The following is a 19,871-nucleotide window of genomic DNA, read 5'->3' as shown; positions in this document are numbered from 1 at the left end:
GTGATGGCGCAACGCTTTCAAGGATGCCGCCTGCAGCGGTCTGTCCAAGGCTTTCACACAGAGTTATCCACAGGAATCGACGGCACTGGAAATACGTGCGCATGATCCGGAAAACGCAGTGAAATCATCCACATGGGAACTTTGATCAAAAGATGACCAGCAGGCTACAGGGCAGGTATATCAAGGGCTAGAGCGATATGCCACCATGTTTTCCACAGCCGGTTCCACATTTTCCGTGGAAAATTCGGGCCTGTGGAAACAATGACTTGCGAGGCGATCCTAGTGTGCTTCGTGTGAGTTGTGCGACAAGTTGTCCACATGGCCATGAACAGCCGGGGGCGCGAAGCGGCCCCCGTATCGAACGCAATCAATGCCCGCCCAGATAGGCGTTACGCACCTCCTCGTTGACCAGCAGTTCATGCCCCGTCCCGGTCATGCGGATCTGCCCGTTGACCATCACGTAGGCCCGGTCGGACAGCTTCAGCGCATGGTTGGCGTTCTGCTCCACCAGGAAGATGGTCATCCCGGTCTTGGCCAGTTCGCGCAAGGTGGCGAAGATCTGCTTGACCACGATCGGCGCCAGCCCCAGCGAGGGCTCGTCGAGCAGCAGCAGCTTGGGCCGGCTCATCAGCGCACGGGCGATGGCGAGCATCTGCTGCTCGCCGCCGGACATGGTCATGGCACGCTGGTTACGCCGCTCCTTGAGCCGCGGGAACAGCTCGTACATGCGCTGCATGTCCTCGTCGGCGTGCTTGTCGCCGATAGGGATGGTGCCCATCATCAGGTTTTCCTCGACGGTCATGTCGGGGAACACCCGGCGCCCTTCCGGCGACTGGGCGATGCCGTTGGAGGCGATGAAGTGCGACGACTTGCGGGTGATGTCGGTGCCGCGATAGACGATCTGCCCGGACGCCGCCCGTGGCTGGCCGAAGATCGACATCAGCAGGGTCGACTTGCCGGCGCCATTGGCGCCGATCAGGCTCACCGTCTCGCCTTCGTTGATGTGCAGGCTGACTTTCTTCAATGCCTGGATCGGCCCGTAGAACACGTCCAGATCCTTCAGTTCGAGAATGGGTGCACTCATACCAGTTCCTCTTCGTCGGCACCCAGGTAGGCGGCGATCACCGTCGGGTTGTTGCGGATCTCCTGTGGCGCGCCCTCGGCGATCAGTTTGCCGTGGTCGAGCACGACGATATGGTCGGAGATGCTCATGACCATGCCCATGTCGTGCTCGATCAGCACCACGGTGATGTCGTGCTCGTCGCGCAGCACGCGGATCATGCGGCTCAGGGCCTCGGTTTCCTGGGGGTTGAGGCCGGCGGCCGGCTCGTCCAGGCAGATGATCTTCGGCCGCGTGCACATGGCCCTGGCGATCTCCAGGCGGCGCTGCTGGCCGTAGGAGAGTTCGCCGGCCAGGCGGTTGGCGCAGTCGACCAGGTCCACCACCTCCAGCCAGTAGAACGCGTGGTCCAGGGCATCGCTCTCGGCCTTGCGGTAGGCCTTGGTGTTGAGCACGCCGGCCAGCAGGTTGCGGTTGACCCACATGTGCTGGGCCACCAGCAGGTTCTCCACCACCGACATTTCCTTGAACAGGCGGATGTTCTGGAAGGTGCGTGCCAGCCCCGCGCGGTTGACCAGGTGAGTACCGCCGAACATCTTGTAGTACAAGCGGTTGGCGAAACGCGCCGGCGACACGAAGTCCGCCACCTGGAAGCGCTCGCCGAGCAACTGGATGACGTCGGTACGGGTACCGCGCACATTCAGCTCGATGCGCCCGCCACTGGCCTTGTAGAAGCCGGTCAAGCAGTTGAACACCGTGGTCTTGCCGGCACCGTTGGGGCCGATCAGGGCAAAGATCTGGTTGCGCCGGACCTTGAGGCTGACATCGCTGAGCGCCTTGATGCCGCCGAACTGCATCATCAGGTTGTCGACCGAGAGAATGACTTCGTCGTTCATGGCGCCACTCCTTTACGCGGGACCACACCGGTGCGGCTGATGCGGATCAGCCCACGCGGTCGCCAGATCATCATCAGCACCATCAGCACGCCGAACAGCAGCACCCGGTACTCGGAGAAGCTGCGCAGCAGCTCCGGCGCCACGGTCAGCACGAACGCCGCGATCACCACGCCCACGGTCGAGCCCATGCCGCCGAGTACGACGATGGCCAGGATCAGCGCCGACTCGAAGAAGGTGAACGACGACGGGTTGACGAAGCCCTGGTACGTGGCGAAGAACACCCCGGCCAGGCCTGCGGTGGAAGCGCCGATGGTGAAGGCCGAGAGCTTGACCAGCACATGGTTCAGGCCCATGGAACGGCAGGCGATCTCGTCCTCGCGCAGGGCTTCCCAGGCGCGCCCCACCGGCATGCGGGTCAGCCGGTGCTTGATGTACAGCACCGCCAGCACCACCAGGAACAGCACGACGTAGATGAACAGGAATTTCAGGTTGGGGTTGTAGTCGATGCCGAAGAACTCATGGAACGGCACCCCGCCATCCTTGGCCCGACGGCCGAACTCCAGGCCCAGGAAGGTCGGCGATGGCGCCGGCATGCCGTTGGGGCCGCCGGTGAACGACAGCCAGTTGTTCAGCACCAGGCGGATGATCTCGCCGAAGCCCAAGGTCACGATGGCCAGGTAGTCGCCGTGCATGCGCAACACCGGGAACCCGAGGATGCACCCCGCCAGCGCCGCCGCGATCGCCGCCAGCGGCAGCACGCTCCAGAAGCCGAGCCCCAGGTACTGGTAGCCCAGCGCCAGGCCGTAGGCGCCGATGGCGTAGAAGGCCACGTAGCCCAGGTCGAGCAGCCCGGCCAGGCCGACCACGATGTTCAGGCCCAAGCCCAGCAGCACGTAGATCAGGCCGAGGATGACCACGGTCAGCAGGTACTTGTTGGCGAAAACCGGGAAGACGATGGCGACCACGATCAGCAGGGGGATGATGTAACGCAGTCGCGACTTGTAGTCCGGCGCCCGCACGTGCACGCCCGAACCGCCACTCTCGAAGCCGTGCAGGATGTGCCGGCCAGTGCCGCTCTGGAAGAACAGGCTGAGCAAGAAGCGCCCCACCATCACCCCGCCGACCAGCCAGGCCACACGGGTGGGTTCGGCATTGAAGCTGTAGCCATCGAGCACCACCCCGACCACGGGGCCGAACACGATCAGGGCCAGCAAGCCCGCGACGACGGTTTCCAGCAGGCTGCGTTTGATGTCGAAACCGGAAGAAGCAATATTGGCAGCGGACATGTTCACACCTTAGCCACGAGCGGGCGACCCAGCAGGCCTTGGGGACGGAAGATCAGGATCAGCACCAGCAGCGAGAAGCTGAACACATCCTTGTAGTCGGAGTTGATCAAACCGGAGAACAGCGACTCGGAAATCCCCAGGACGATCCCGCCCAGCATGGCGCCAGGGAGCGAGCCGATACCGCCGAGCACCGCGGCGGTGAACGCCTTGATACCGATGATGAAGCCGGCATAGAAGTCGAAAGTGCCGTAGTTCATGGTGATCAGCACGCCAGCCAGGGCGGCCATCACCGCGCCGATGACGAACACGTAGGAGATCACCCGGTCGGTGTTGATCCCCAGGATCGAGGCCATCTTGCGGTCCTGCTGGGTGGCACGGCACATGCGTCCGAGCTTGGTGTACTTGATCACGTAGGTGAGCAGGGCCATGCCGACGAAGGCCGCGACCAGGATGAAAATCTTGGTGTAGGTCAGTTGCACGAAGCCTGTGCCCACCTCGACGCGCCAGGCGCCTTCGAGCAGGGTCGGCACGCCTTGCTGGCGGGCGCCCTGGCTGATCTGCGCGTAGTTCTGCAAGATCAGCGAGATGCCGATGGCGCTGATCAGCGGCGCCAGGCGGGTGGAGTTACGCAGGGGCTTGTAGGCGATGCGTTCGATGGTGAAGCCATAGACGCCGGTGATGACGATGGTGAACAACAAGGTTCCCAGCATCAGCAGCGGAAACGACTCGATACCGAAATAAGCCAGCAATGCCAGGCTGATCGCCGCGAGGTACGCGGAGATCATATACACCTCGCCGTGCGCGAAGTTGATCATGCCGATGATGCCATAGACCATTGTGTAGCCGATGGCGATCAGACCATAGACCGACCCGAGGGTCAGCCCATTGATCAGTTGCTGCAGGAAAATACCATCCATAACGCAATCTCACCTGATTGAGATTGCACGAGCGCCGACCACGGCGGGCCTGGAATGACGCGGCCCTCGCAGCGCAGAACTGGTGCAGATCTACGAGTAGGAACGGGTACCGCAGGGGCAGCGGCCCGGGCACCTGCCCGGGCTTGTGCCTTTGTTATTTTTGTTTTTCCAGTTGGTGGTACTTGCCGTTGGCATCCCACTGGTAGACCACGTAGTCGGAGACGGTCAGGTCGCCCTTGCTATCGAATTTCTTCTCGCCCATGACGGTCTTGACCGAGTTGGCCTTGAGCCACTTGGCGGCATCCTCGCCATTGTTCGACTTGGCGCCGTTGAAGGCTGCGGCCAGCACCTGCAGGGAAGCGTAGGCATACAGGGTGTAGCCCTCAGGCTCGGTGCCGCCCTTGCGGAACTCGTCGACCACCGCCTTGCTGTCTGGCAGCAGGCGTGGGTCGGCGCCGAAGGTCATGTACACACCGTTGGTGTATTGTGGGCCGCCGGCAGTGGCCACCAGTTCGTCGGTGACGATGCCATCGTCGGACATGAACGGAATGTCCTTCAGGCCCTGCTCGCGCAGCTGGCGCACCAGCGGGCCGGCTTCCGGGTGCAGGCCACCGAAGTAGACGACATCGGCACCGGCAGCGCGGATCTTGGTGACCACGGCGCTGAAGTCTTTCTCGCCACGGGTCAGGCCTTCATACAGCACCGGCTTGACGCCGCGTTTCTCCAGCTGGGCCTTGGTCGCGTCGGCAAGGCCCTGGCCGTAGGTGTCCTTGTCGTGCAGCACGACGACCTTCTTGCCCTTGAGCACGTCGACGATGTAGTCGCCGGCGACGATGCCCTGCTGGTCGTCGCGGCCGCACATGCGGAACATCGCCGACAGGCCGCGCTCGGTCACCTGCGGGTTGGTGGAGCCGGGGGTGACGGCGATGATGCCGGCTTCATCGTAGACCTCCGAGGCCGGGATGGTGGACGAGGAACAGAAGTGGCCGATCACCCCGACGACCTTCTCCTGATCGACCAAGCGGTTGGCCACCGCCACGGCCTGCTTCGGCTCACAGGCATCGTCCCCCCTCACCAGGACGATTTTCTCGCCGTTGACCCCACCGGCGGCGTTGATCTTGTCGGCCGCCGCCTGGGCACCTTTCATGTATTGCTCGCCAAACGCTGCGTTGGCCCCGGTCATGGGGCCTGCGACGCCGATCTTGACGTCGGCCTGAACATACGCAGAAACACCCAGTGCCGAAGCTACGGCCAGAGCCAGGAAACCTTTCTTGTAAAACGTCTGCGACATGAGGTGGTGCTCCTAGAGTTTTTTTGATTGGCACTACAACTTCTCAGCCCTGTGCTCCGAGCAAGGGCCGTGCCATTGGTTTTGTCTTGTAGGAAAACGCCAGGGAAAGGCAGGCAAAAGGCGACCGACGGCCTTTTCTTTATTGAGCGTGCAACCGTCTGCCACACAGCAGGCGCCACCCAGCAAGGAGGAAAGGAGCAACCATCGAGTGCCATCATTGCAACCCTGGCAAGTGTTAACGTGCAACCAACCTGTAACAGCCGACGTCACCGAACTGCACACAACTGGTGCGCAACTGCTACAGGCGGCACCGTTTAGAGCCTAGCTGGTGCATGGCGAAACGACCTGGGCTGCGCTGTCGCGCAACGGGTATGTGGGAACGGGCCTGCCCGCGAATGGGCCAGCCCAGCCAGCGCAAAGGGCTCATCTGCACGCTCCACGCAAAAGGCTGGCACAATGGCTGCCAACCCCGCGCTTGCGCCGTTCCAGCGAGCGCCACCGACCTGGAGCCTGCCCATGAGCGTGAGCGCATTCGCCGAGCGCATCGTGCATAACCTGCTCGACACCGACTTCTACAAGCTGACGATGATGCAGGCGGTGCTGCACAACTACCCGGACGCCGACGTGGAATGGGAGTTTCGCTGCCGCAACGGCGAGGACCTGCGCCCTTACCTGGACGAGATCCGCACCCAGGTCGAACGGCTCGGCGAGCTGACCCTGGACGACGGCCAACTGGCCTTTCTCGAACGCATCAGCTTCCTCAAGCCAGACTTCCTGCGCTTTCTCGGCTTGTTCCGCTTCAACCTGCGCTACCTGCACCTGGGGATCGAGAACGACCAGCTGTGCCTGCGCCTGCGCGGCCCCTGGCTGCATGTGATCCTGTTCGAGGTGCCGTTGCTGGCGATCATCAGCGAGGTGCGCAACCGCCACCTGCATCCGCGCATGCGCCTGGCCGAGGCCCGTGACCAGTTGTACCGCAAGTTCGACTGGCTGCGCGCCCACGCCAGCGACGACGAGCTGGCCGAACTGCAAGTCGCCGACTTCGGCACACGCCGGCGCTTCTCCAGCCGGGTCCAGGAGGAGGTGGTGCGGGTCCTGCGCGACGACTTCCCGGCGCGCTTCGTCGGCACCAGCAATGTCGACCTGGCATGGAAACTGGATATCAAGCCACTGGGCACCATGGCTCATGAATGGATCATGGCCCACCAGCAGCTCGGCCCGCGGCTGATCGACAGCCAGATCGCCGCCCTGGACTGCTGGGTCCGCGAGTACCGCGGGCTACTGGGCATCGCCCTGACCGACTGCATCACCATGGATGCGTTCCTGGGCGATTTCGACCTGTACTTCGCCAAGCTGTTCGATGGCCTGCGCCACGACTCGGGCGAGCCGGTGGCCTGGGCCGAGAAGGCCATCGCCCACTACCAGAGACTGGGTATCGACCCCATGACCAAGACACTGGTGTTTTCCGACGGCCTCAACCTCACCCGGTCGCTGGAAATCTTCCGTGCCCTGCGCGGCCGCATCAACGTCAGCTTCGGCATCGGCACCAACCTGACCTGCGATATCCCCGGTGTGGCACCGATGAGCATCGTGCTTAAAATGACCGACTGCAATGGCTCGCCGGTGGCGAAGATCTCCGACGAGGCCGCCAAGACCCAATGCCGCGACGAGAATTTCGTTGCCTACCTGCGTCACGTATTCAAAGTCCCCAGCAAGGAGTAACCCATGCAAGCCGTCCAGCGAGAGATTGCGCAAGCGCTCAAGGTGCAGCCGCCGTTCGCCGACGCCGCGGCGCTCGAGGCCGAAGTCGCCCGGCGCGTGGCCTTCATCAAGGACTGCCTGGCCAATGCCCGGCTCAAGACCCTGGTCCTGGGTATCAGTGGCGGAGTCGACTCGCTGACCGCCGCCCTGCTCGCCCAGCGCGCCGTCAACGAATTGCGCGCCGAGACCGGCGATGACGGCTACCGCTTCATCGCCGTGCGCCTGCCCTACCAGGTGCAGCACGACGAGCACGACGCCCAGGCCTGCCTGGATGTCATCAAGGCCGACGAGGTCCATACCGTCGACATCGCACCGGCAGTGCGCGCCCTGGCGGGAGAGGTGAAGGCCCTGGAAGGCGGTTCGCCGACCTTGGTCGACTTCGTCGTCGGCAACGTCAAGGCGCGCATGCGCATGGTTGCCCAATACAGCATCGCCGGCGCCCGCCAGGGCCTGGTGATCGGCACCGACCATGCCGCCGAGGCGGTGATGGGCTTCTTCACCAAGTTCGGTGACGGAGCCTGCGACCTGGCGCCGCTGAGCGGCCTGGTGAAAAACCAGGTGCGCGCCATCGCCCGTAGCTTCGGCGCACCGGAGTCGCTGGTGGAAAAGGTGCCGACGGCGGACCTGGAAGACCTGGCGCCGGGCAAGCCGGACGAAGCATCCCATGGCGTGACCTACCAGCAGATCGATGCCTTCCTGCATGGCGAGCCGGTCAGCCAGGAGGCGTTCGACATCATCGTCGCCACCTACCGCAAGACCCAGCACAAGCGCGAGCTGCCGTTCGCCCCCTGAAAAGCTTCGCGGGCAAGCCCGCTCCACAGGGTCATCACTGTCCTCGAGACCAGTGGTCAACCTGTGGGAGCGTGCTTGCCCGCGAAGAGGCCAGTAAGCCCTACATGGCTTTACTTACTTGACGATAACCTTGCCCTTCATCATCGAGATATGGCCCGGGAAGGTGCAGAAGAAGCTGTAGTCACCGCCCGCTTCCAGCTTGGAGGTGTCGAACTTCACCTCGGTTTCCTTCTCTGGCGCACCGATCATCGCGGTGTGGGCGATGATCGCGGCGTTGTCTTCCTTCAGGTAGCCCTTGTCGATGCCCTGGGTCATGCCTTCGGTGGCAATGCCCTGCATGTCGGCGGTCTTGCTGATCACCAGGTTGTGGCCCATGACGTTCTTCGGCAGGTTGCCGGAGTGGGTCAGCTTGACGGTGAACTCCTTGCAGCTCTTGTCGACGGTGAATTCCTTGGTGTTGTAAGACATCTGGTCGGTCGAGTCGACAGTCACCGAACACTCGGCTGCGAAGACAGAGGCGCTGGCGAGGGTCAGCAGGGATACCGCTACAGCTTTCGCAAACATCGTGAATCTCCTTGGCAGGGTTTTATCAATTGCGAGACTGCCTGAAACCGCCATGCCCCTTCCTGATGTGCGTCAAGGGGCGTCAAGTGGTCAGCCAGTTGATTTGTTCAATGGATTGTATACAACCAATCTAAGTGCACATCATGCCTTCTTAGCGGACGATGAGACAACCTCTCATTAAGGAGCAATGAACATGTCCCTCGGTAGCTTGATGAACAGTCTGTTGGCCGCCTACGCCCATGGTGCGAGCGGTGCCGTCCACGAATTCTCGCGCCCGGAGTGAAACTGGCCTTGGAAGCGGCAGGCATGCGCCTTACCCTGTTTACGCATGTAACTGGAGATAAGCAATGCCTGTACGTTCCGTTTGTGTCTTCTGCGGTGCCAGCATCGGCGCCAACCCAGCCTATCGCGAGGCGGCCATCGCACTCGGCCAGGCCATCGCCCGCCGTGGCCTGACCCTGGTCTACGGCGGCGGCGCGGTCGGCCTGATGGGCACCGTGGCCGACGCGGCCATGGCCGCTGGTGGCGAGGTCATCGGCATCATCCCGCAGAGCCTGATGAATGCCGAGATCGGCCACACCGGCCTGACCCGCCTGGAGGTGGTCGACGGCATGCATGCCCGCAAGGCGCGCATGGCAGAGCTCAGCGATGCCTTCATCGCCCTGCCCGGTGGCCTGGGCACGCTGGAGGAGCTGTTCGAGGTGTGGACCTGGGGGCAGTTGGGCTATCACGCCAAGCCGCTGGGGCTGCTGGACGTCAATGGCTTCTATGAAAAGCTTGGTGGGTTCCTCGACCATATTGTCGAGGAAGGCTTCGTGCGACCGCAGCACCGGGCGATGCTGTTGCTCGGCAAGCAGCCGGATGAGCTGCTGGACGGGATGGAAGCGTTCGAGGCGCCGGTGTTGCCAAAATGGGTCGACCGCAAGCCTGACTGATACCCGGGGGCTGCTTCGCAGCCCCACATGCCCCCCTTCAGCGCGGAATGACTGGCTGGCGCGGCTTCTTCTTGCCCTTGCCGCCCTTGGCCGCTTCCTTGCGCTCCTTGGCCGCCTGCTGGTTGCGGGCGAACGCCTCGGCCTTGGCCTTCTCACGCTTGTCCCACGGCTTGCTGCCATCGCTGGCGCGCGGAGGCAGGCCGGTGTGCTGGGTCAGGATCTTCTGCTCCTTGCCCACCTTGTGGCTACCCGCCGGCGTCGAATTCTTGCGCCGGGCACTCTGGTAGTGGTCGGTCTGCGGCTGGTGCAGCGGGATCAACTGGTGCTTGCCAGGCCCGATCAGGTCGGCACGGCCCATGCGCTGCAGGGCCTCGCGCAGCAGCGGCCAGTTCTTCGGATCGTGGTAGCGCAAAAACGCCTTGTGCAACCGGCGCTGCTCCTCGCTCTTGACGATGTCCACCCCTTCGCTCTTGTAGGTGACCTTGCGCAGCGGGTTCTTGCCCGAGTGGTACATGGCCGTGGCCGAGGCCATCGGCGAGGGATAGAACGCCTGCACCTGGTCGGCGCGGAAGCCGTTGTTCTTCAGCCACAGGGCGAGGTTCATCATGTCCTCGTCGGTGGTGCCCGGGTGCGCAGCGATGAAGTACGGGATCAGGTACTGCTCCTTGCCCGCCTCTTTGGAGAACTTCTCGAACATGCGCTTGAAGCGGTCGTAGGTACCGATGCCCGGCTTCATCATCTTGTCCAGCGGGCCACGTTCGGTGTGCTCCGGGGCGATCTTGAGGTAGCCGCCGACGTGGTGGGTCACCAGTTCCTTGACGTACTCCGGCGATTCCACGGCCAGGTCGTAGCGCAGGCCCGAGGCGATCAGGATCTTCTTCACCCCCGGCAAGGCACGAGCCTTGCGGTACAACTCGATCAGCGAACTGTGGTCGGTGTTGAGGTTCTCGCAGATGCCAGGGAACACGCACGACGGCTTGCGGCAGTGCTTCTCGATGTCGTGGCTCTTGCAGGCGATGCGGTACATGTTGGCGGTCGGCCCACCGAGGTCGGAGATGACCCCGGTGAAACCCGGCACCTTGTCGCGCATTTCCTCGATCTCGCGGATGATCGATTCGTGGGAGCGGTTCTGGATGATCCGCCCCTCGTGCTCGGTGATCGAGCAGAAGGTACAGCCACCGAAGCAGCCCCGCATGATGTTCACCGAGAAGCGGATCATCTCGTAGGCCGGGATGCGCTCCTTGCCATACACCGGGTGCGGCACGCGCGCATAGGGCATGTCGAACACGTAGTCCATTTCCTCGGTGCTCATGGGAATGGGCGGAGGATTGAACCAGACGTCCACCTCGCCATGCTTCTGCACCAGGGCACGGGCGTTACCCGGGTTGGTCTCCAGGTGCAGCACGCGGTTGGCATGGGCGTAGAGCACTGGGTCGTTGCGCACCTTCTCGAACGACGGCAGGCGGATCACCGTCTTGTCGCGGGTCATGCGCGGGCTGTCGAGGATCTGCACCACCTTGGCCTCGTTCGGGTCCTCGACCTCGCCCTTGGCCTGCTCGATGGCGCAGGCGTCCATGTCCTGGGTGTTGACGTAGGGGTTGATGATCTTGTCGACCTTGCCAGGGCGATCGATGCGGGTCGAATCGATCTCGTACCAGCCCTGGGGCGTGTCGCGACGGATGAACGCCGTGCCGCGCACGTCGGTGATGCTCTCGATCTTCTCGCCATTGGCCAGGCGCTGGGCCACCTCGACCACCGCGCGTTCGGCGTTGCCGAACAGCAGGATGTCGGCGCTGGCATCGACCAGGATCGAATGACGGACCTTGTCCTGCCAGTAGTCGTAGTGGGCGATGCGGCGCAGGGAGGCCTCGATGCCACCGAGGACGATCGGCACGTGCTTGTAGGCTTCCTTGCAACGCTGGCTGTACACCAGGCTGGCGCGATCGGGCCGCTTGCCGGCCATGCCACCGGGAGTGTAGGCGTCATCGGAGCGGATTTTCTTGTCCGCGGTGTAGCGGTTGATCATCGAGTCCATGTTGCCGGCCGCGACGCCGAAGAACAGGTTCGGCTCGCCGAGCTTCATGAAGTCGTCCTTCGACTGCCAGTTCGGCTGGGCGATGATGCCCACGCGAAAGCCCTGGGCTTCCAGCAGGCGGCCGATGATGGCCATGCCGAAGGAGGGATGGTCGACGTAGGCATCACCGGTCACGATGATGATGTCGCAGGAATCCCAGCCGAGCTGATCCATCTCCTCCCTGCTCATGGGCAGGAACGGCGCTGGTCCGAAGCATTCGGCCCAGTACTTGGGATAGTCGTAGAGTGGCTTGGCTGCTTGCATGTCAGTGACCGGTTCTGGTGTGCAGGGAAATCGCGGGCGCGGAATATAGCACAAATTTTGATCAAATCCGACGACAGGGGTCGGATTCATGAAAGACACAGAACCCTGTGGGGCCGCAGGGCAAGCGCTCCCCAGGGGGCCTTCCGCGGTTATTCGTCGTCGTCGAAGTTGTACATGCCCGGCGCAAGGTTCTCGAAGCGGGTGTACTTGCCGATGAACGCCAGGCGGATGAAGCCGATGGGGCCGTTACGCTGCTTGCCGATGATGATCTCGGCGATGCCCTTGTGCTCGGTCTCCGGGTGATACACCTCGTCACGGTAGACGAACATGATCACGTCGGCGTCCTGCTCGATCGCCCCGGATTCACGCAGGTCGGAGTTCACCGGGCGCTTGTTCGGCCGCTGCTCCAGGGAGCGGTTGAGCTGCGACAGGGCGATCACCGGGCAGTTGAACTCCTTGGCCAGGGCCTTGAGCGAGCGGGAGATCTCGGAGATCTCGTTGGTGCGGTTGTCGCCGCTGGAGCCGGGGATCTGCATCAGCTGCAGGTAGTCGACCATGATCAGGGCGACATCGCCGTGCTCACGCACCAGGCGACGGGTACGGGCGCGCATTTCCGAGGGGCTGATGCCAGCGGTATCGTCGATGAACAGCTTACGGTCGTTGAGCAGGTTGACCGCCGAGGTCAGCCGCGGCCAGTCGTCGTCGTCCAGTTGGCCGGAGCGGACCTTGGTCTGGTCGATCCGCCCCAGCGACGACAACATACGCATGATCAGCGCCTCGCCGGGCATCTCCAGGGAGAACACCAGCACCGCCTTGTCGCTGCGCAGCACGGCGTTCTCCACCAGGTTCATGGCGAAGGTGGTCTTGCCCATCGACGGACGACCGGCAACGATGATCAGGTCGGCCGGCTGCAGGCCGCTGGTCTTCTCGTCCAGGTCGGTGTAGCCGGTGGACAGGCCGGTGATGTCGCTGTCGGAGTTGAACAGCGTGTCGATGCGGTCGATGGCCTTGGTCAGCAGCTCGTTGACGCCCACCGGGCCGCCGGTCTTTGGCCGCGCCTCGGCGATCTGGAAGATCTGCCGCTCGGCATCGTCGAGGATTTCCTCGGCGTTGCGCCCCTGCGGGTTGAAGGCGTTGTCGGCGATGTCGGTGCTGATGCTGATCAACTGGCGCAGCGTGGCCCGCTCGCGGATGATCGCCGCATAGGCCTTGATGTTGGCCACCGACGGGGTGTTCTTGGCCAGCTCGGCGAGGTAGGCCAGGCCACCGACCTGGGACGACAGGCCTTCCTTGTCCAACTGCTCGTGCAGGGTCACCACGTCGAACGGCTGGTTCTGGTCCACCAGCTTGTGGATGGCGCGGAAGATCAGGCGATGGTCATGCCGATAGAAATCACCGTCCGAGACCTGGTCCAGCACCCGTTCCCAGGCGTTGTTGTCCAGCATCAGGCCACCGAGCACGGCCTGTTCGGCCTCGATGGAATGCGGCGGCACCTTGAGGGCGGCGGTCTGCAGGTCGAGTTGCTCGGGGTTGCTGATCTCGTTCATGTCCACGCGAAAAATCTGGGTGATGAAAAAGACAAAGGGCACGACCTGCATGAAGCAGGACCGTGCCCGATGTTACCGGCTGGCCCACGAGGAGCCAACCGATCGCTGCAGCTTAGGCTGCGACGACAACCACGCGTACGGTGGCTTCGACGTCGCTGTGCAGGTGCACGGCAACGTCGTATTCGCCGACGTTACGGATGGTGCCGTTCGGCAGACGAACTTCAGCCTTGGCCACTTCGACGCCGGAGGCGGTCAGGGCGTCAGCGATGTCGTGGGTGCCGATCGAACCGAACAGCTTGCCTTCGTCACCGGCGGTGGCAGTGATGGTCACTTCCAGCTCGGCCAGTTGGGCAGCGCGGCTTTCAGCCGAAGCCTTACGGTCGGCAGCAGCTTTTTCCAGCTCGGCGCGGCGCTCTTCGAACGCGGCCAGGTTGGCGGCGTTGGCAACGACGGCCTTGCCGAAAGGCAGCAGGAAGTTACGGCCGTAACCACCTTTTACTTTTACTTTGTCGCCCAGGTTGCCCAGGTTGGCGACTTTTTCCAGCAGGATCAGTTCCATTTGGTAAAACCTCTTAACTTTTAACCTTCACCGTTCGCGGAATCGTCACCCTGGTGAGGGGACTTGCGACCGCGAAAATCAATCAGGCTATCGACAATGGCCAAGACCACGAGCAACGGATAGGTCAGCTGCATGAACAGCACCAGCGTCACGTACAACCCCACCAGCCAGAACCTGGCCAGGCGTTTCTGGGCCACCAGCCCATGCAGCAGGGCGATCCCCGCGAACATGAGCGGCACGCTGCACAGCGGCGTCAGCAATGCCAGGGCAGAACCGAAGTTCGGCCCGAACAGCATGCACGCCAGCAGCACCAGTGCCGGCACCAGGGGAATCCGCACCGCTTGAAACTCGCGGCCGAAACCTCCCGGGTTGTACAACGCGGCCTGCCAGTAGCGCCCCAACATCAGGGCCAGCACACTGACCACCTGCAGCAACGCCGCGATCAGGCCGTTGAGCACCGGTACGATGAGGCTCCCGAGGTGTGCCTGCTCCTCCACCGACAACTGCTGGTAGAGACCGCCGAGCATCTGCGGCAGGGCTTTTTCAAGCGCTCGCGCCAGAGCTTCGATCGGTTCGCGGAACACCGAACCCAGGATGACACCGTACAACAGGCCCAAGGCGATGCTGGACAACAGCACCCGGCTCCAGGAATGCCCGGCGCGCAACAGCGCAGCCAGCCCCAGCGTCCCCAGCAGCACCATCAAGGTGCGCGGCTCGCCGAAGATCCACCAGGCCAATGCCGGCAGGATGCCCCAGACGATCACCGAGGAAGCGTCCTTGAAACCGCGCCGCAGGAACACCAGGCTCCCGGCAGCGGCACTCAACCAGAACAACAGCGGCAATGCCGCACAACCGGCCACCACGATGGAGGCCTGCACGCGACCGCGCATGATGAAATCAGCCAACGCTCGCATGCTTATCCCTTGCTACTTGTCGACGACCCGGTCTCAGCGGCCGTGGCTGTCGGTGTAGGGCAGCAGGGCCAGGAAGCGGGCGCGCTTGATAGCGGTAGCCAGCTGACGCTGATAACGAGCTTTGGTACCGGTGATACGGCTTGGAACGATTTTGCCGGTTTCGGATACGTAAGCTTTCAGGGTGTTGAGATCTTTGTAGTCGATCTCTTTCACGTCTTCGGCAGTGAAGCGGCAGAATTTACGACGACGGAAGAAACGTGCCATGTAATAGGCTCCTCAAAAAGGTCCGTGGATTACTCGTCAGCGTTATCGCTGTTGTCGCTGTCGTTGCTGTCGTCGCCTTCGGCGCCATCAGCAGCTTCAGGACGCTCACGACGCTCACGGCGCTCGCTGCGGTTCTCTTCGGCCTTCAGCATCTCGGACGGGCCGGTGATGGCTTCGTCGCGACGGATGATCAGGTTACGGATCACGGCATCGTTGTAGCGGAAGTTGTCTTCCAGCTCGGCTAGGGCCTTGCCGGTGCACTCGACGTTCAGCATCACGTAGTGAGCCTTGTGAACGTTGTTGATGGCGTAGGCCAGCTGACGACGGCCCCAGTCTTCCAGGCGGTGGATCTTGCCGCCGTCTTCTTCGATCAGCTTGGTGTAACGCTCGACCATGCCGCCGACTTGCTCGCTCTGGTCAGGGTGGACCAGGAAGATGATTTCGTAATGACGCATGAATGCTCCTTACGGGTTAGTAGTCTGCCAGCGATCTGGTCAGACAAGGAGTGAATGACACTGTATGTCTTGCCTTGGAAAGAAGGCACATGCGCGCCTGCCTGCACGGCAAGGGGCGCAATTGTAGAGAAGGCGGGGCGGACAAGCAAGGCGCCGGAAGCTTCAAGTTACAAGCGGCAAGCGGCACGTTGAAAGCAGATCCACCACGGTTCTGCTTTCTCCTGCCGCTTGGCGCCCGCAGCTCAAGGCTGCTGGCGGCGCTGCCTGACAGCCTCGAACAGGCACACCCCGGTGGCCACCGAGACGTTCAGGCTGCTGACGCTGCCGGCCATCGGCAGCTTGACCAAAAAGTCGCAGTGCTCGCGGGTCAGCCGGCGCATGCCCTTGCCTTCGGCGCCCATGACCATGACCAGCGGCCCGGTCAGGTCCTGCTGGTACAGCTCCTGCTCAGCCTCGCCGGCGGTGCCGACCACCCACAGGCCGCGCTGCTGGAGCTTCTCCAGGGTGCGGGCGAGGTTGGTCACGGCCACCAGCGGGATCACCTCGGCGGCGCCGCAGGCGACCTTGCGCACCACGCCAGTGAGGGTCGCCGACTTGTCCTTGGGGATCACCACCGCCGTGGCGCCGGCGGCATCGGCCGTGCGCAGGCAGGCGCCGAGGTTGTGCGGGTCGGTGACCCCATCGAGCACCAGGATCAGCGGCGGCTGCTCGGTGCGCTCGAGCAGTTCGTCGAGCATGGCCTCGCCCCAGACTTGGCTGGGGCTGACCTCGGCGACCACGCCCTGGTGCACGCCTTCGACCCAGGCATCGAGCTCGCGCCGCTCGGCCTGGCCGACCGGCACGCGGTACTCCGCCGCCAGCGCCAGCAAGGCCTGGATGCGTGGCTCGCTACGCCCCTCGGACAACCAGATCTGCTTGACCCGCTTGGGATGATGCTGCAGCAACGCCTGTACGGCGTGCACGCCGTAGATCTTTTCCAGCTGGCTCATGACTTGTTCTTGCCTTTACGTGGCGCGCCGGACTTCGACGGCCCCTTGCGATGCTTGGTCTTGCCGGAGGCCTTGGCGCCCTTCTCGGCCTTGGCGCCAGCCTGGCCGTGGCGGGCCTCGCTCATCAGCGCCTTCTTCATTTCGCGGCTCTTGCGCACTTCGGCGTTACGCTGCACGGCATCCTTGGGGAAGTACGCCTCGGCGGACTCGCGCTTGCCGCTGCGCGGCTTGGGTGTGGCCTTGGGCTCAGGCGCCGGCTCTGCCGCAGGCTCGGGCGAAGGGCTGCGCGACTTGCGCCCGACCGGTGCGGTGGCTGCCTTCTCCGACAGTTCGAAGTCGATCTTGCGCTCGTCCAGGTCGACCCGCATGACCTTGACCTCGATCGTGTCGCCCAAGCGGAAACTGCGCCCGCTGCGCTCGCCGGACAAGCGATGGTGCACCGGGTCGAAGTGGTAGTAGTCACCCGGCAAGGCGCTGACATGCACCAGGCCTTCGACGTAGATGTCGGTCAGCTCGACGAACAGGCCGAAACCGGTCACCGCGGTGATCACGCCCGGGAAGGTCTCGCCGACGCGGTCGCGCATGTACTCGCACTTGAGCCAGTTGACCACGTCGCGGGTGGCTTCGTCGGCACGCCGTTCGGTCATCGAGCACTGTTCGCCCATCTGCTCCAGGGCATGCTCGTCGTACGGGTAGATGCGCGCCTTGGGGATGCTCATGGCGCCGGCACGCTTGACGTGCGGGGTGTCGACCCGCGAGCGGATCACGCTGCGGATGGCGCGGTGCACCAGCAGGTCCGGATAGCGGCGAATCGGCGAGGTGAAGTGGGTGTAGGCCTCGTAGTTCAGGCCGAAGTGGCCATTGTTCTCGACGCTGTACACCGCCTGGCTGAGCGAGCGCAGCATGACGGTCTGGATCAGGTGGAAGTCCGGGCGCTCGGCGATGCTCGCCAGCAGCGCTTGGTAGTCCTTCGGCGACGGCTCCTTGCCCTTGTGCAACGACAGGCCCAGTTCGCCAAGGAAGGCGCGCAGTTTTTCCAGGCGCTCCGGCGGCGGGCCGTCATGCACCCGGTACAGGGCCGGCACGCCGTGCTTCTGCAGGAACTCGGCGGTGGCCACGTTGGCCGCCAGCATGCATTCCTCGATCAGCTTGTGGGCATCGTTGCGCACGGTCGGGCGGATTTCCGCGATCTTGCGCTCTTCGCCGAAGATGATGCGGGTTTCCTGGGTCTCGAAGTCGATCGCACCCCGGGTATGACGGGCCGCCACCAGCGCCTTGTACAAGGCGTAGAGGTGCTTGAGGTCTGGCAGCACCGCGCTGTACTCCTCGCGCAGCGCCTTGCCCTCGCGGGTGCGGGCGTGCTCGAGCATGCTGCTGACCTTGTTGTAGGTCAGCCGGGCATGGGAGTGGATCACCGCCTCGTAGAACTGGTAGTCGACCATCTGGCCGGCCTTGTTGATGGTCATCTCGCAGACCATGGCCAGGCGATCGACGTGCGGGTTCAGCGAGCACAGGCCGTTGGACAGCTCCTCCGGCAGCATCGGCACCACCCGCTCGGGGAAGTACACCGAGTTGCCGCGCTGCTGCGCCTCGGTGTCCAGGGCCGAGCCCAGGCGTACGTAGCTGGACACGTCGGCGATCGCCACGTACAGGCGCCAGCCGCCCGAGAACAGGCGCAGCTTGCCCAGTGGCTCGCAGTAGACGGCGTCGTCGAAGTCGCGGGCGTCCTCGCCATCGATGGTGACGAACGGCAGGTGGCGCAGGTCGATGCGCTTTTCCTTGTCCTTCTCTTCGACTTCGGAGCGGAACTTGCGCGCTTCCTTGATCACCTCCTTGGGCCAGACATGCGGGATGTCGTAGCTGCGCAGGGCGACATCGATCTCCATGCCCGGCGCCATGTAGTTGCCGATTACCTCGACCACGTCGCCCTGGGGCTGGAAGCGCGGGGTTGGCCAGTGGGTGATCTTGATCTCGACGAACTGGCCGATCTTGGCGCCACCGTTGCGCCCGGCGGTGACCAGCACTTCCTGCTGGATCTTCGGGTTGTCGGGGGTGACGTAGCCGATGCCGCCTTCCTCGAAGTAGCGGCCGACCACGCTCTCGTGGGCACGGGAGATGACCTCCACCAGCACACCTTCGCGGCGGCCACGGCGGTCGACGCCGGAAACCCGGGCCAGGGCGCGGTCGCCGTCGAACACCAGGCGCATCTGCGCCGGGCTGAGGAACAGGTCGTCGCTGCCATCATCGGGGATGAGGAAACCAAAACCGTCGCGGTGGCCGGAGATGCGGCCGCAGATCAGGTCCAGCTTGTCCACCGGGGCATAGGTGCCGCGCCGGGTGTAGATCAGCTGGCCATCGCGCTCCATCGCCCGCAGGCGACGGCGCAGGGCTTCGATCTGGTCTTCCTCGTAGAGGCCGAACTCCGCCGCCAGCTGCTCGCGCGCAGCCGGTTCGCCGCGGTCGGCAAGGTGTTGCAGGATCAGCTCACGGCTGGGGATGGGATTCTCGTATTTTTCCGCTTCACGGGCGGCCTCGGGGTCGAGGGATTGCCAATCGGCCATCAGGAGGGGTTCACCTTGGTATATATAGAGAAGAAGTTTGGCATAGGCGTATTGAAACCGGAAATGTCAGCCTTGGACAGCCCCGTCGGAGTCCCGGGGGTCGGTAGAAGGCCTGCGGAATCAACAAGTTGAATTTTTTGAAAATTTTTTCGATCCGGGGCTTTACAGCCCACCGGGGCATCCGTATAGTGCGCACCACGACGACGGACACCCCCGACGTTGTAGTTGAGAGAAGCGATGTTGTAAAGCATCATGTGATCTCGACGATGTGCCCAGGTGGCGGAATTGGTAGACGCGCTGGTTTCAGGTATCAGTGGCTTAACGGCCGTGGAAGTTCGAGTCTTCTCCTGGGCACCAAAATTTTCGAGCGATAGATAACAGGTTTGTCTGTCACTCAGCAAGTGATGCATCTTGCACGCTGTAGACGTAAAAGATTTGCCCAGGTGGCGGAATTGGTAGACGCGCTGGTTTCAGGTATCAGTGGCTTAACGGCCGTGGAAGTTCGAGTCTTCTCCTGGGCACCATATAAAAACCCACTAGCTTGCTAGTGGGTTTTTTCTTGCCCGCGATTTAATCAGCCACATGAAAAAGATCGTCCAGACCACGGGGCGATCTCCTAGTGGCCCCGCAGTCCATCTCATTCGATAGTCTGCTCATGAATTTTCCCTCACACGGCCACTTGAGAAACGATTTCGTTTACCATTGTTTCCAAATATGTAGCCGTAAGCGAGGAAGTACCCGC

Annotated in this window: 18 protein-coding genes and 2 tRNA genes; 5 read left to right on the top strand and 15 right to left on the bottom strand. The window is 63.0% G+C overall.

Annotation, left to right across the window (positions count from 1 at the left end; all coding sequences use genetic code 11):
• Nucleotides 1–367 precede the first annotated feature (367 nt).
• The 5 genes from ACDI39_RS20575 to ACDI39_RS20555 form a co-directional block, all read right to left on the bottom strand.
• Nucleotides 368–1,084 carry an ABC transporter ATP-binding protein gene (locus tag ACDI39_RS20575; protein ID WP_225788973.1) on the bottom strand — a complete coding sequence of 239 codons (717 nt, stop codon included), beginning with the start codon at nt 1,082–1,084 and terminating at the stop codon, nt 368–370.
• Nucleotides 1,081–1,956, bottom strand: coding sequence for an ABC transporter ATP-binding protein (locus tag ACDI39_RS20570; protein ID WP_225788972.1), 876 nt, complete (start codon nt 1,954–1,956; stop codon nt 1,081–1,083). The genes ACDI39_RS20575 and ACDI39_RS20570 overlap by 4 nt, the downstream gene beginning before the upstream one ends.
• Nucleotides 1,953–3,242, bottom strand: a complete 1,290-nt coding sequence (gene livM, locus ACDI39_RS20565) for a high-affinity branched-chain amino acid ABC transporter permease LivM (RefSeq protein ID WP_225788971.1) — start codon at nt 3,240–3,242, stop codon at nt 1,953–1,955. Before livM ends, ACDI39_RS20570 begins: the two co-directional genes overlap by 4 nt.
• 2 nt (nt 3,243–3,244) lie before the next feature.
• Nucleotides 3,245–4,159: an ABC transporter permease subunit gene (locus ACDI39_RS20560; protein WP_225788970.1), complete on the bottom strand. Its 915-nt coding sequence runs from the start codon at nt 4,157–4,159 to the stop codon at nt 3,245–3,247.
• Nucleotides 4,160–4,313: 154 nt separating this feature from the next.
• On the bottom strand, nt 4,314–5,450 hold the full coding sequence (locus tag ACDI39_RS20555) for a branched-chain amino acid ABC transporter substrate-binding protein (RefSeq protein ID WP_225788969.1): 1,137 nt from the start codon (nt 5,448–5,450) through the stop codon (nt 4,314–4,316).
• 516 nt (nt 5,451–5,966) lie between these two features.
• Here ACDI39_RS20555 and pncB point away from each other — a divergent pair.
• Both pncB and nadE read left to right on the top strand, forming a co-directional pair.
• Nucleotides 5,967–7,172: a nicotinate phosphoribosyltransferase gene (pncB, locus tag ACDI39_RS20550; RefSeq protein WP_225788968.1), complete on the top strand. Its 1,206-nt coding sequence runs from the start codon at nt 5,967–5,969 to the stop codon at nt 7,170–7,172.
• A 3-nt stretch (nt 7,173–7,175) separates the two neighbouring features.
• Nucleotides 7,176–8,003, top strand: coding sequence for an ammonia-dependent NAD(+) synthetase (gene nadE, locus ACDI39_RS20545; RefSeq protein ID WP_225788967.1), 828 nt, complete (start codon nt 7,176–7,178; stop codon nt 8,001–8,003).
• 114 nt (nt 8,004–8,117) lie between these two features.
• Here the strand turns inward: nadE and azu are convergent, their stop codons facing one another.
• Nucleotides 8,118–8,567 carry an azurin gene (gene azu, locus ACDI39_RS20540; RefSeq protein ID WP_225788966.1) on the bottom strand — a complete coding sequence of 150 codons (450 nt, stop codon included), beginning with the start codon at nt 8,565–8,567 and terminating at the stop codon, nt 8,118–8,120.
• A gap of 347 nt (nt 8,568–8,914) precedes the next feature.
• Between azu and ACDI39_RS20535 the strand changes: the two genes are divergently transcribed.
• Nucleotides 8,915–9,502, top strand: a complete 588-nt coding sequence (locus tag ACDI39_RS20535) for a cytokinin riboside 5'-monophosphate phosphoribohydrolase (RefSeq protein ID WP_225788965.1) — start codon at nt 8,915–8,917, stop codon at nt 9,500–9,502.
• A 37-nt stretch (nt 9,503–9,539) separates the two neighbouring features.
• Here ACDI39_RS20535 and ACDI39_RS20530 read toward each other — a convergent pair whose 3' ends face one another.
• The 9 genes from ACDI39_RS20530 to ACDI39_RS20490 form a co-directional block, all read right to left on the bottom strand.
• Nucleotides 9,540–11,840, bottom strand: coding sequence for a YgiQ family radical SAM protein (locus ACDI39_RS20530; RefSeq protein ID WP_225788964.1), 2,301 nt, complete (start codon nt 11,838–11,840; stop codon nt 9,540–9,542).
• A 149-nt stretch (nt 11,841–11,989) separates the two neighbouring features.
• A complete protein-coding gene (dnaB, locus tag ACDI39_RS20525) occupies nt 11,990–13,387 on the bottom strand; it encodes a replicative DNA helicase (protein ID WP_225788963.1) in 1,398 nt (465 codons plus the stop codon).
• A gap of 112 nt (nt 13,388–13,499) precedes the next feature.
• Entirely contained in the window at nt 13,500–13,946 is a 447-nt protein-coding gene (gene rplI, locus ACDI39_RS20520) for a 50S ribosomal protein L9 (RefSeq protein WP_225788962.1), read from the bottom strand.
• Between the two features lie 20 nt (nt 13,947–13,966).
• A complete protein-coding gene (locus tag ACDI39_RS20515) occupies nt 13,967–14,860 on the bottom strand; it encodes a YybS family protein (RefSeq protein ID WP_253081069.1) in 894 nt (297 codons plus the stop codon).
• 33 nt (nt 14,861–14,893) lie between these two features.
• On the bottom strand, nt 14,894–15,124 hold the full coding sequence (gene rpsR, locus ACDI39_RS20510; protein WP_009403887.1) for a 30S ribosomal protein S18: 231 nt from the start codon (nt 15,122–15,124) through the stop codon (nt 14,894–14,896).
• Nucleotides 15,125–15,153: 29 nt separating this feature from the next.
• The gene (gene rpsF, locus ACDI39_RS20505; protein ID WP_225788960.1) at nt 15,154–15,579 is read right to left on the bottom strand and encodes a 30S ribosomal protein S6; all 426 of its coding nucleotides are present in this window, start codon (nt 15,577–15,579) and stop codon (nt 15,154–15,156) included.
• Between the two features lie 242 nt (nt 15,580–15,821).
• Nucleotides 15,822–16,568, bottom strand: a complete 747-nt coding sequence (gene rlmB, locus ACDI39_RS20500) for a 23S rRNA (guanosine(2251)-2'-O)-methyltransferase RlmB (protein WP_253081068.1) — start codon at nt 16,566–16,568, stop codon at nt 15,822–15,824.
• Entirely contained in the window at nt 16,565–19,129 is a 2,565-nt protein-coding gene (gene rnr / locus ACDI39_RS20495; protein ID WP_253081067.1) for a ribonuclease R, read from the bottom strand. The genes rlmB and rnr overlap by 4 nt, the downstream gene beginning before the upstream one ends.
• On the bottom strand, nt 19,129–19,383 hold the full coding sequence (locus ACDI39_RS20490) for a hypothetical protein (RefSeq protein ID WP_486537002.1): 255 nt from the start codon (nt 19,381–19,383) through the stop codon (nt 19,129–19,131). The genes rnr and ACDI39_RS20490 overlap by 1 nt, the downstream gene beginning before the upstream one ends.
• Nucleotides 19,384–19,399: 16 nt before the next feature.
• On the opposite strand from ACDI39_RS20490, the gene ACDI39_RS20485 reads away from it, so the two are divergent.
• Nucleotides 19,400–19,486 (top strand) — tRNA-Leu (locus ACDI39_RS20485).
• A gap of 80 nt (nt 19,487–19,566) precedes the next feature.
• Nucleotides 19,567–19,653 (top strand) — tRNA-Leu (locus ACDI39_RS20480).
• The last annotated feature ends 218 nt before the right edge of the window (nt 19,654–19,871 follow it).

Source organism: Pseudomonas sp. Tun-23181, assembly GCF_057415455.1.
The sequence above is the reverse complement of the archived record's forward strand: the minus strand, read 5'-3'. Positions and strand labels throughout refer to the sequence as shown.

Excerpts from the sequence above, each read along its gene's own strand:
- ACDI39_RS20575 (WP_225788973.1), bottom strand. The coding sequence starts at position 1,084 with ATGAGTGCACCCATTCTCGAACTGAAGGATCTGGACGTGTTCTACGGG.
- ACDI39_RS20570 (WP_225788972.1), bottom strand. The coding sequence starts at position 1,956 with ATGAACGACGAAGTCATTCTCTCGGTCGACAACCTGATGATGCAGTTC.
- livM (WP_225788971.1), bottom strand. The coding sequence starts at position 3,242 with ATGTCCGCTGCCAATATTGCTTCTTCCGGTTTCGACATCAAACGCAGC.
- ACDI39_RS20560 (WP_225788970.1), bottom strand. The coding sequence starts at position 4,159 with ATGGATGGTATTTTCCTGCAGCAACTGATCAATGGGCTGACCCTCGGG.
- ACDI39_RS20555 (WP_225788969.1), bottom strand. The coding sequence starts at position 5,450 with ATGTCGCAGACGTTTTACAAGAAAGGTTTCCTGGCTCTGGCCGTAGCT.
- pncB (WP_225788968.1), top strand. The coding sequence starts at position 5,967 with ATGAGCGTGAGCGCATTCGCCGAGCGCATCGTGCATAACCTGCTCGAC.
- nadE (WP_225788967.1), top strand. The coding sequence starts at position 7,176 with ATGCAAGCCGTCCAGCGAGAGATTGCGCAAGCGCTCAAGGTGCAGCCG.
- azu (WP_225788966.1), bottom strand. The coding sequence starts at position 8,567 with ATGTTTGCGAAAGCTGTAGCGGTATCCCTGCTGACCCTCGCCAGCGCC.
- ACDI39_RS20535 (WP_225788965.1), top strand. The coding sequence starts at position 8,915 with ATGCCTGTACGTTCCGTTTGTGTCTTCTGCGGTGCCAGCATCGGCGCC.
- ACDI39_RS20530 (WP_225788964.1), bottom strand. The coding sequence starts at position 11,840 with ATGCAAGCAGCCAAGCCACTCTACGACTATCCCAAGTACTGGGCCGAA.
- dnaB (WP_225788963.1), bottom strand. The coding sequence starts at position 13,387 with ATGAACGAGATCAGCAACCCCGAGCAACTCGACCTGCAGACCGCCGCC.
- rplI (WP_225788962.1), bottom strand. The coding sequence starts at position 13,946 with ATGGAACTGATCCTGCTGGAAAAAGTCGCCAACCTGGGCAACCTGGGC.
- ACDI39_RS20515 (WP_253081069.1), bottom strand. The coding sequence starts at position 14,860 with ATGCGAGCGTTGGCTGATTTCATCATGCGCGGTCGCGTGCAGGCCTCC.
- rpsR (WP_009403887.1), bottom strand. The coding sequence starts at position 15,124 with ATGGCACGTTTCTTCCGTCGTCGTAAATTCTGCCGCTTCACTGCCGAA.
- rpsF (WP_225788960.1), bottom strand. The coding sequence starts at position 15,579 with ATGCGTCATTACGAAATCATCTTCCTGGTCCACCCTGACCAGAGCGAG.
- rlmB (WP_253081068.1), bottom strand. The coding sequence starts at position 16,568 with ATGAGCCAGCTGGAAAAGATCTACGGCGTGCACGCCGTACAGGCGTTG.
- rnr (WP_253081067.1), bottom strand. The coding sequence starts at position 19,129 with ATGGCCGATTGGCAATCCCTCGACCCCGAGGCCGCCCGTGAAGCGGAA.
- ACDI39_RS20490 (WP_486537002.1), bottom strand. The coding sequence starts at position 19,383 with ATGATGCTTTACAACATCGCTTCTCTCAACTACAACGTCGGGGGTGTC.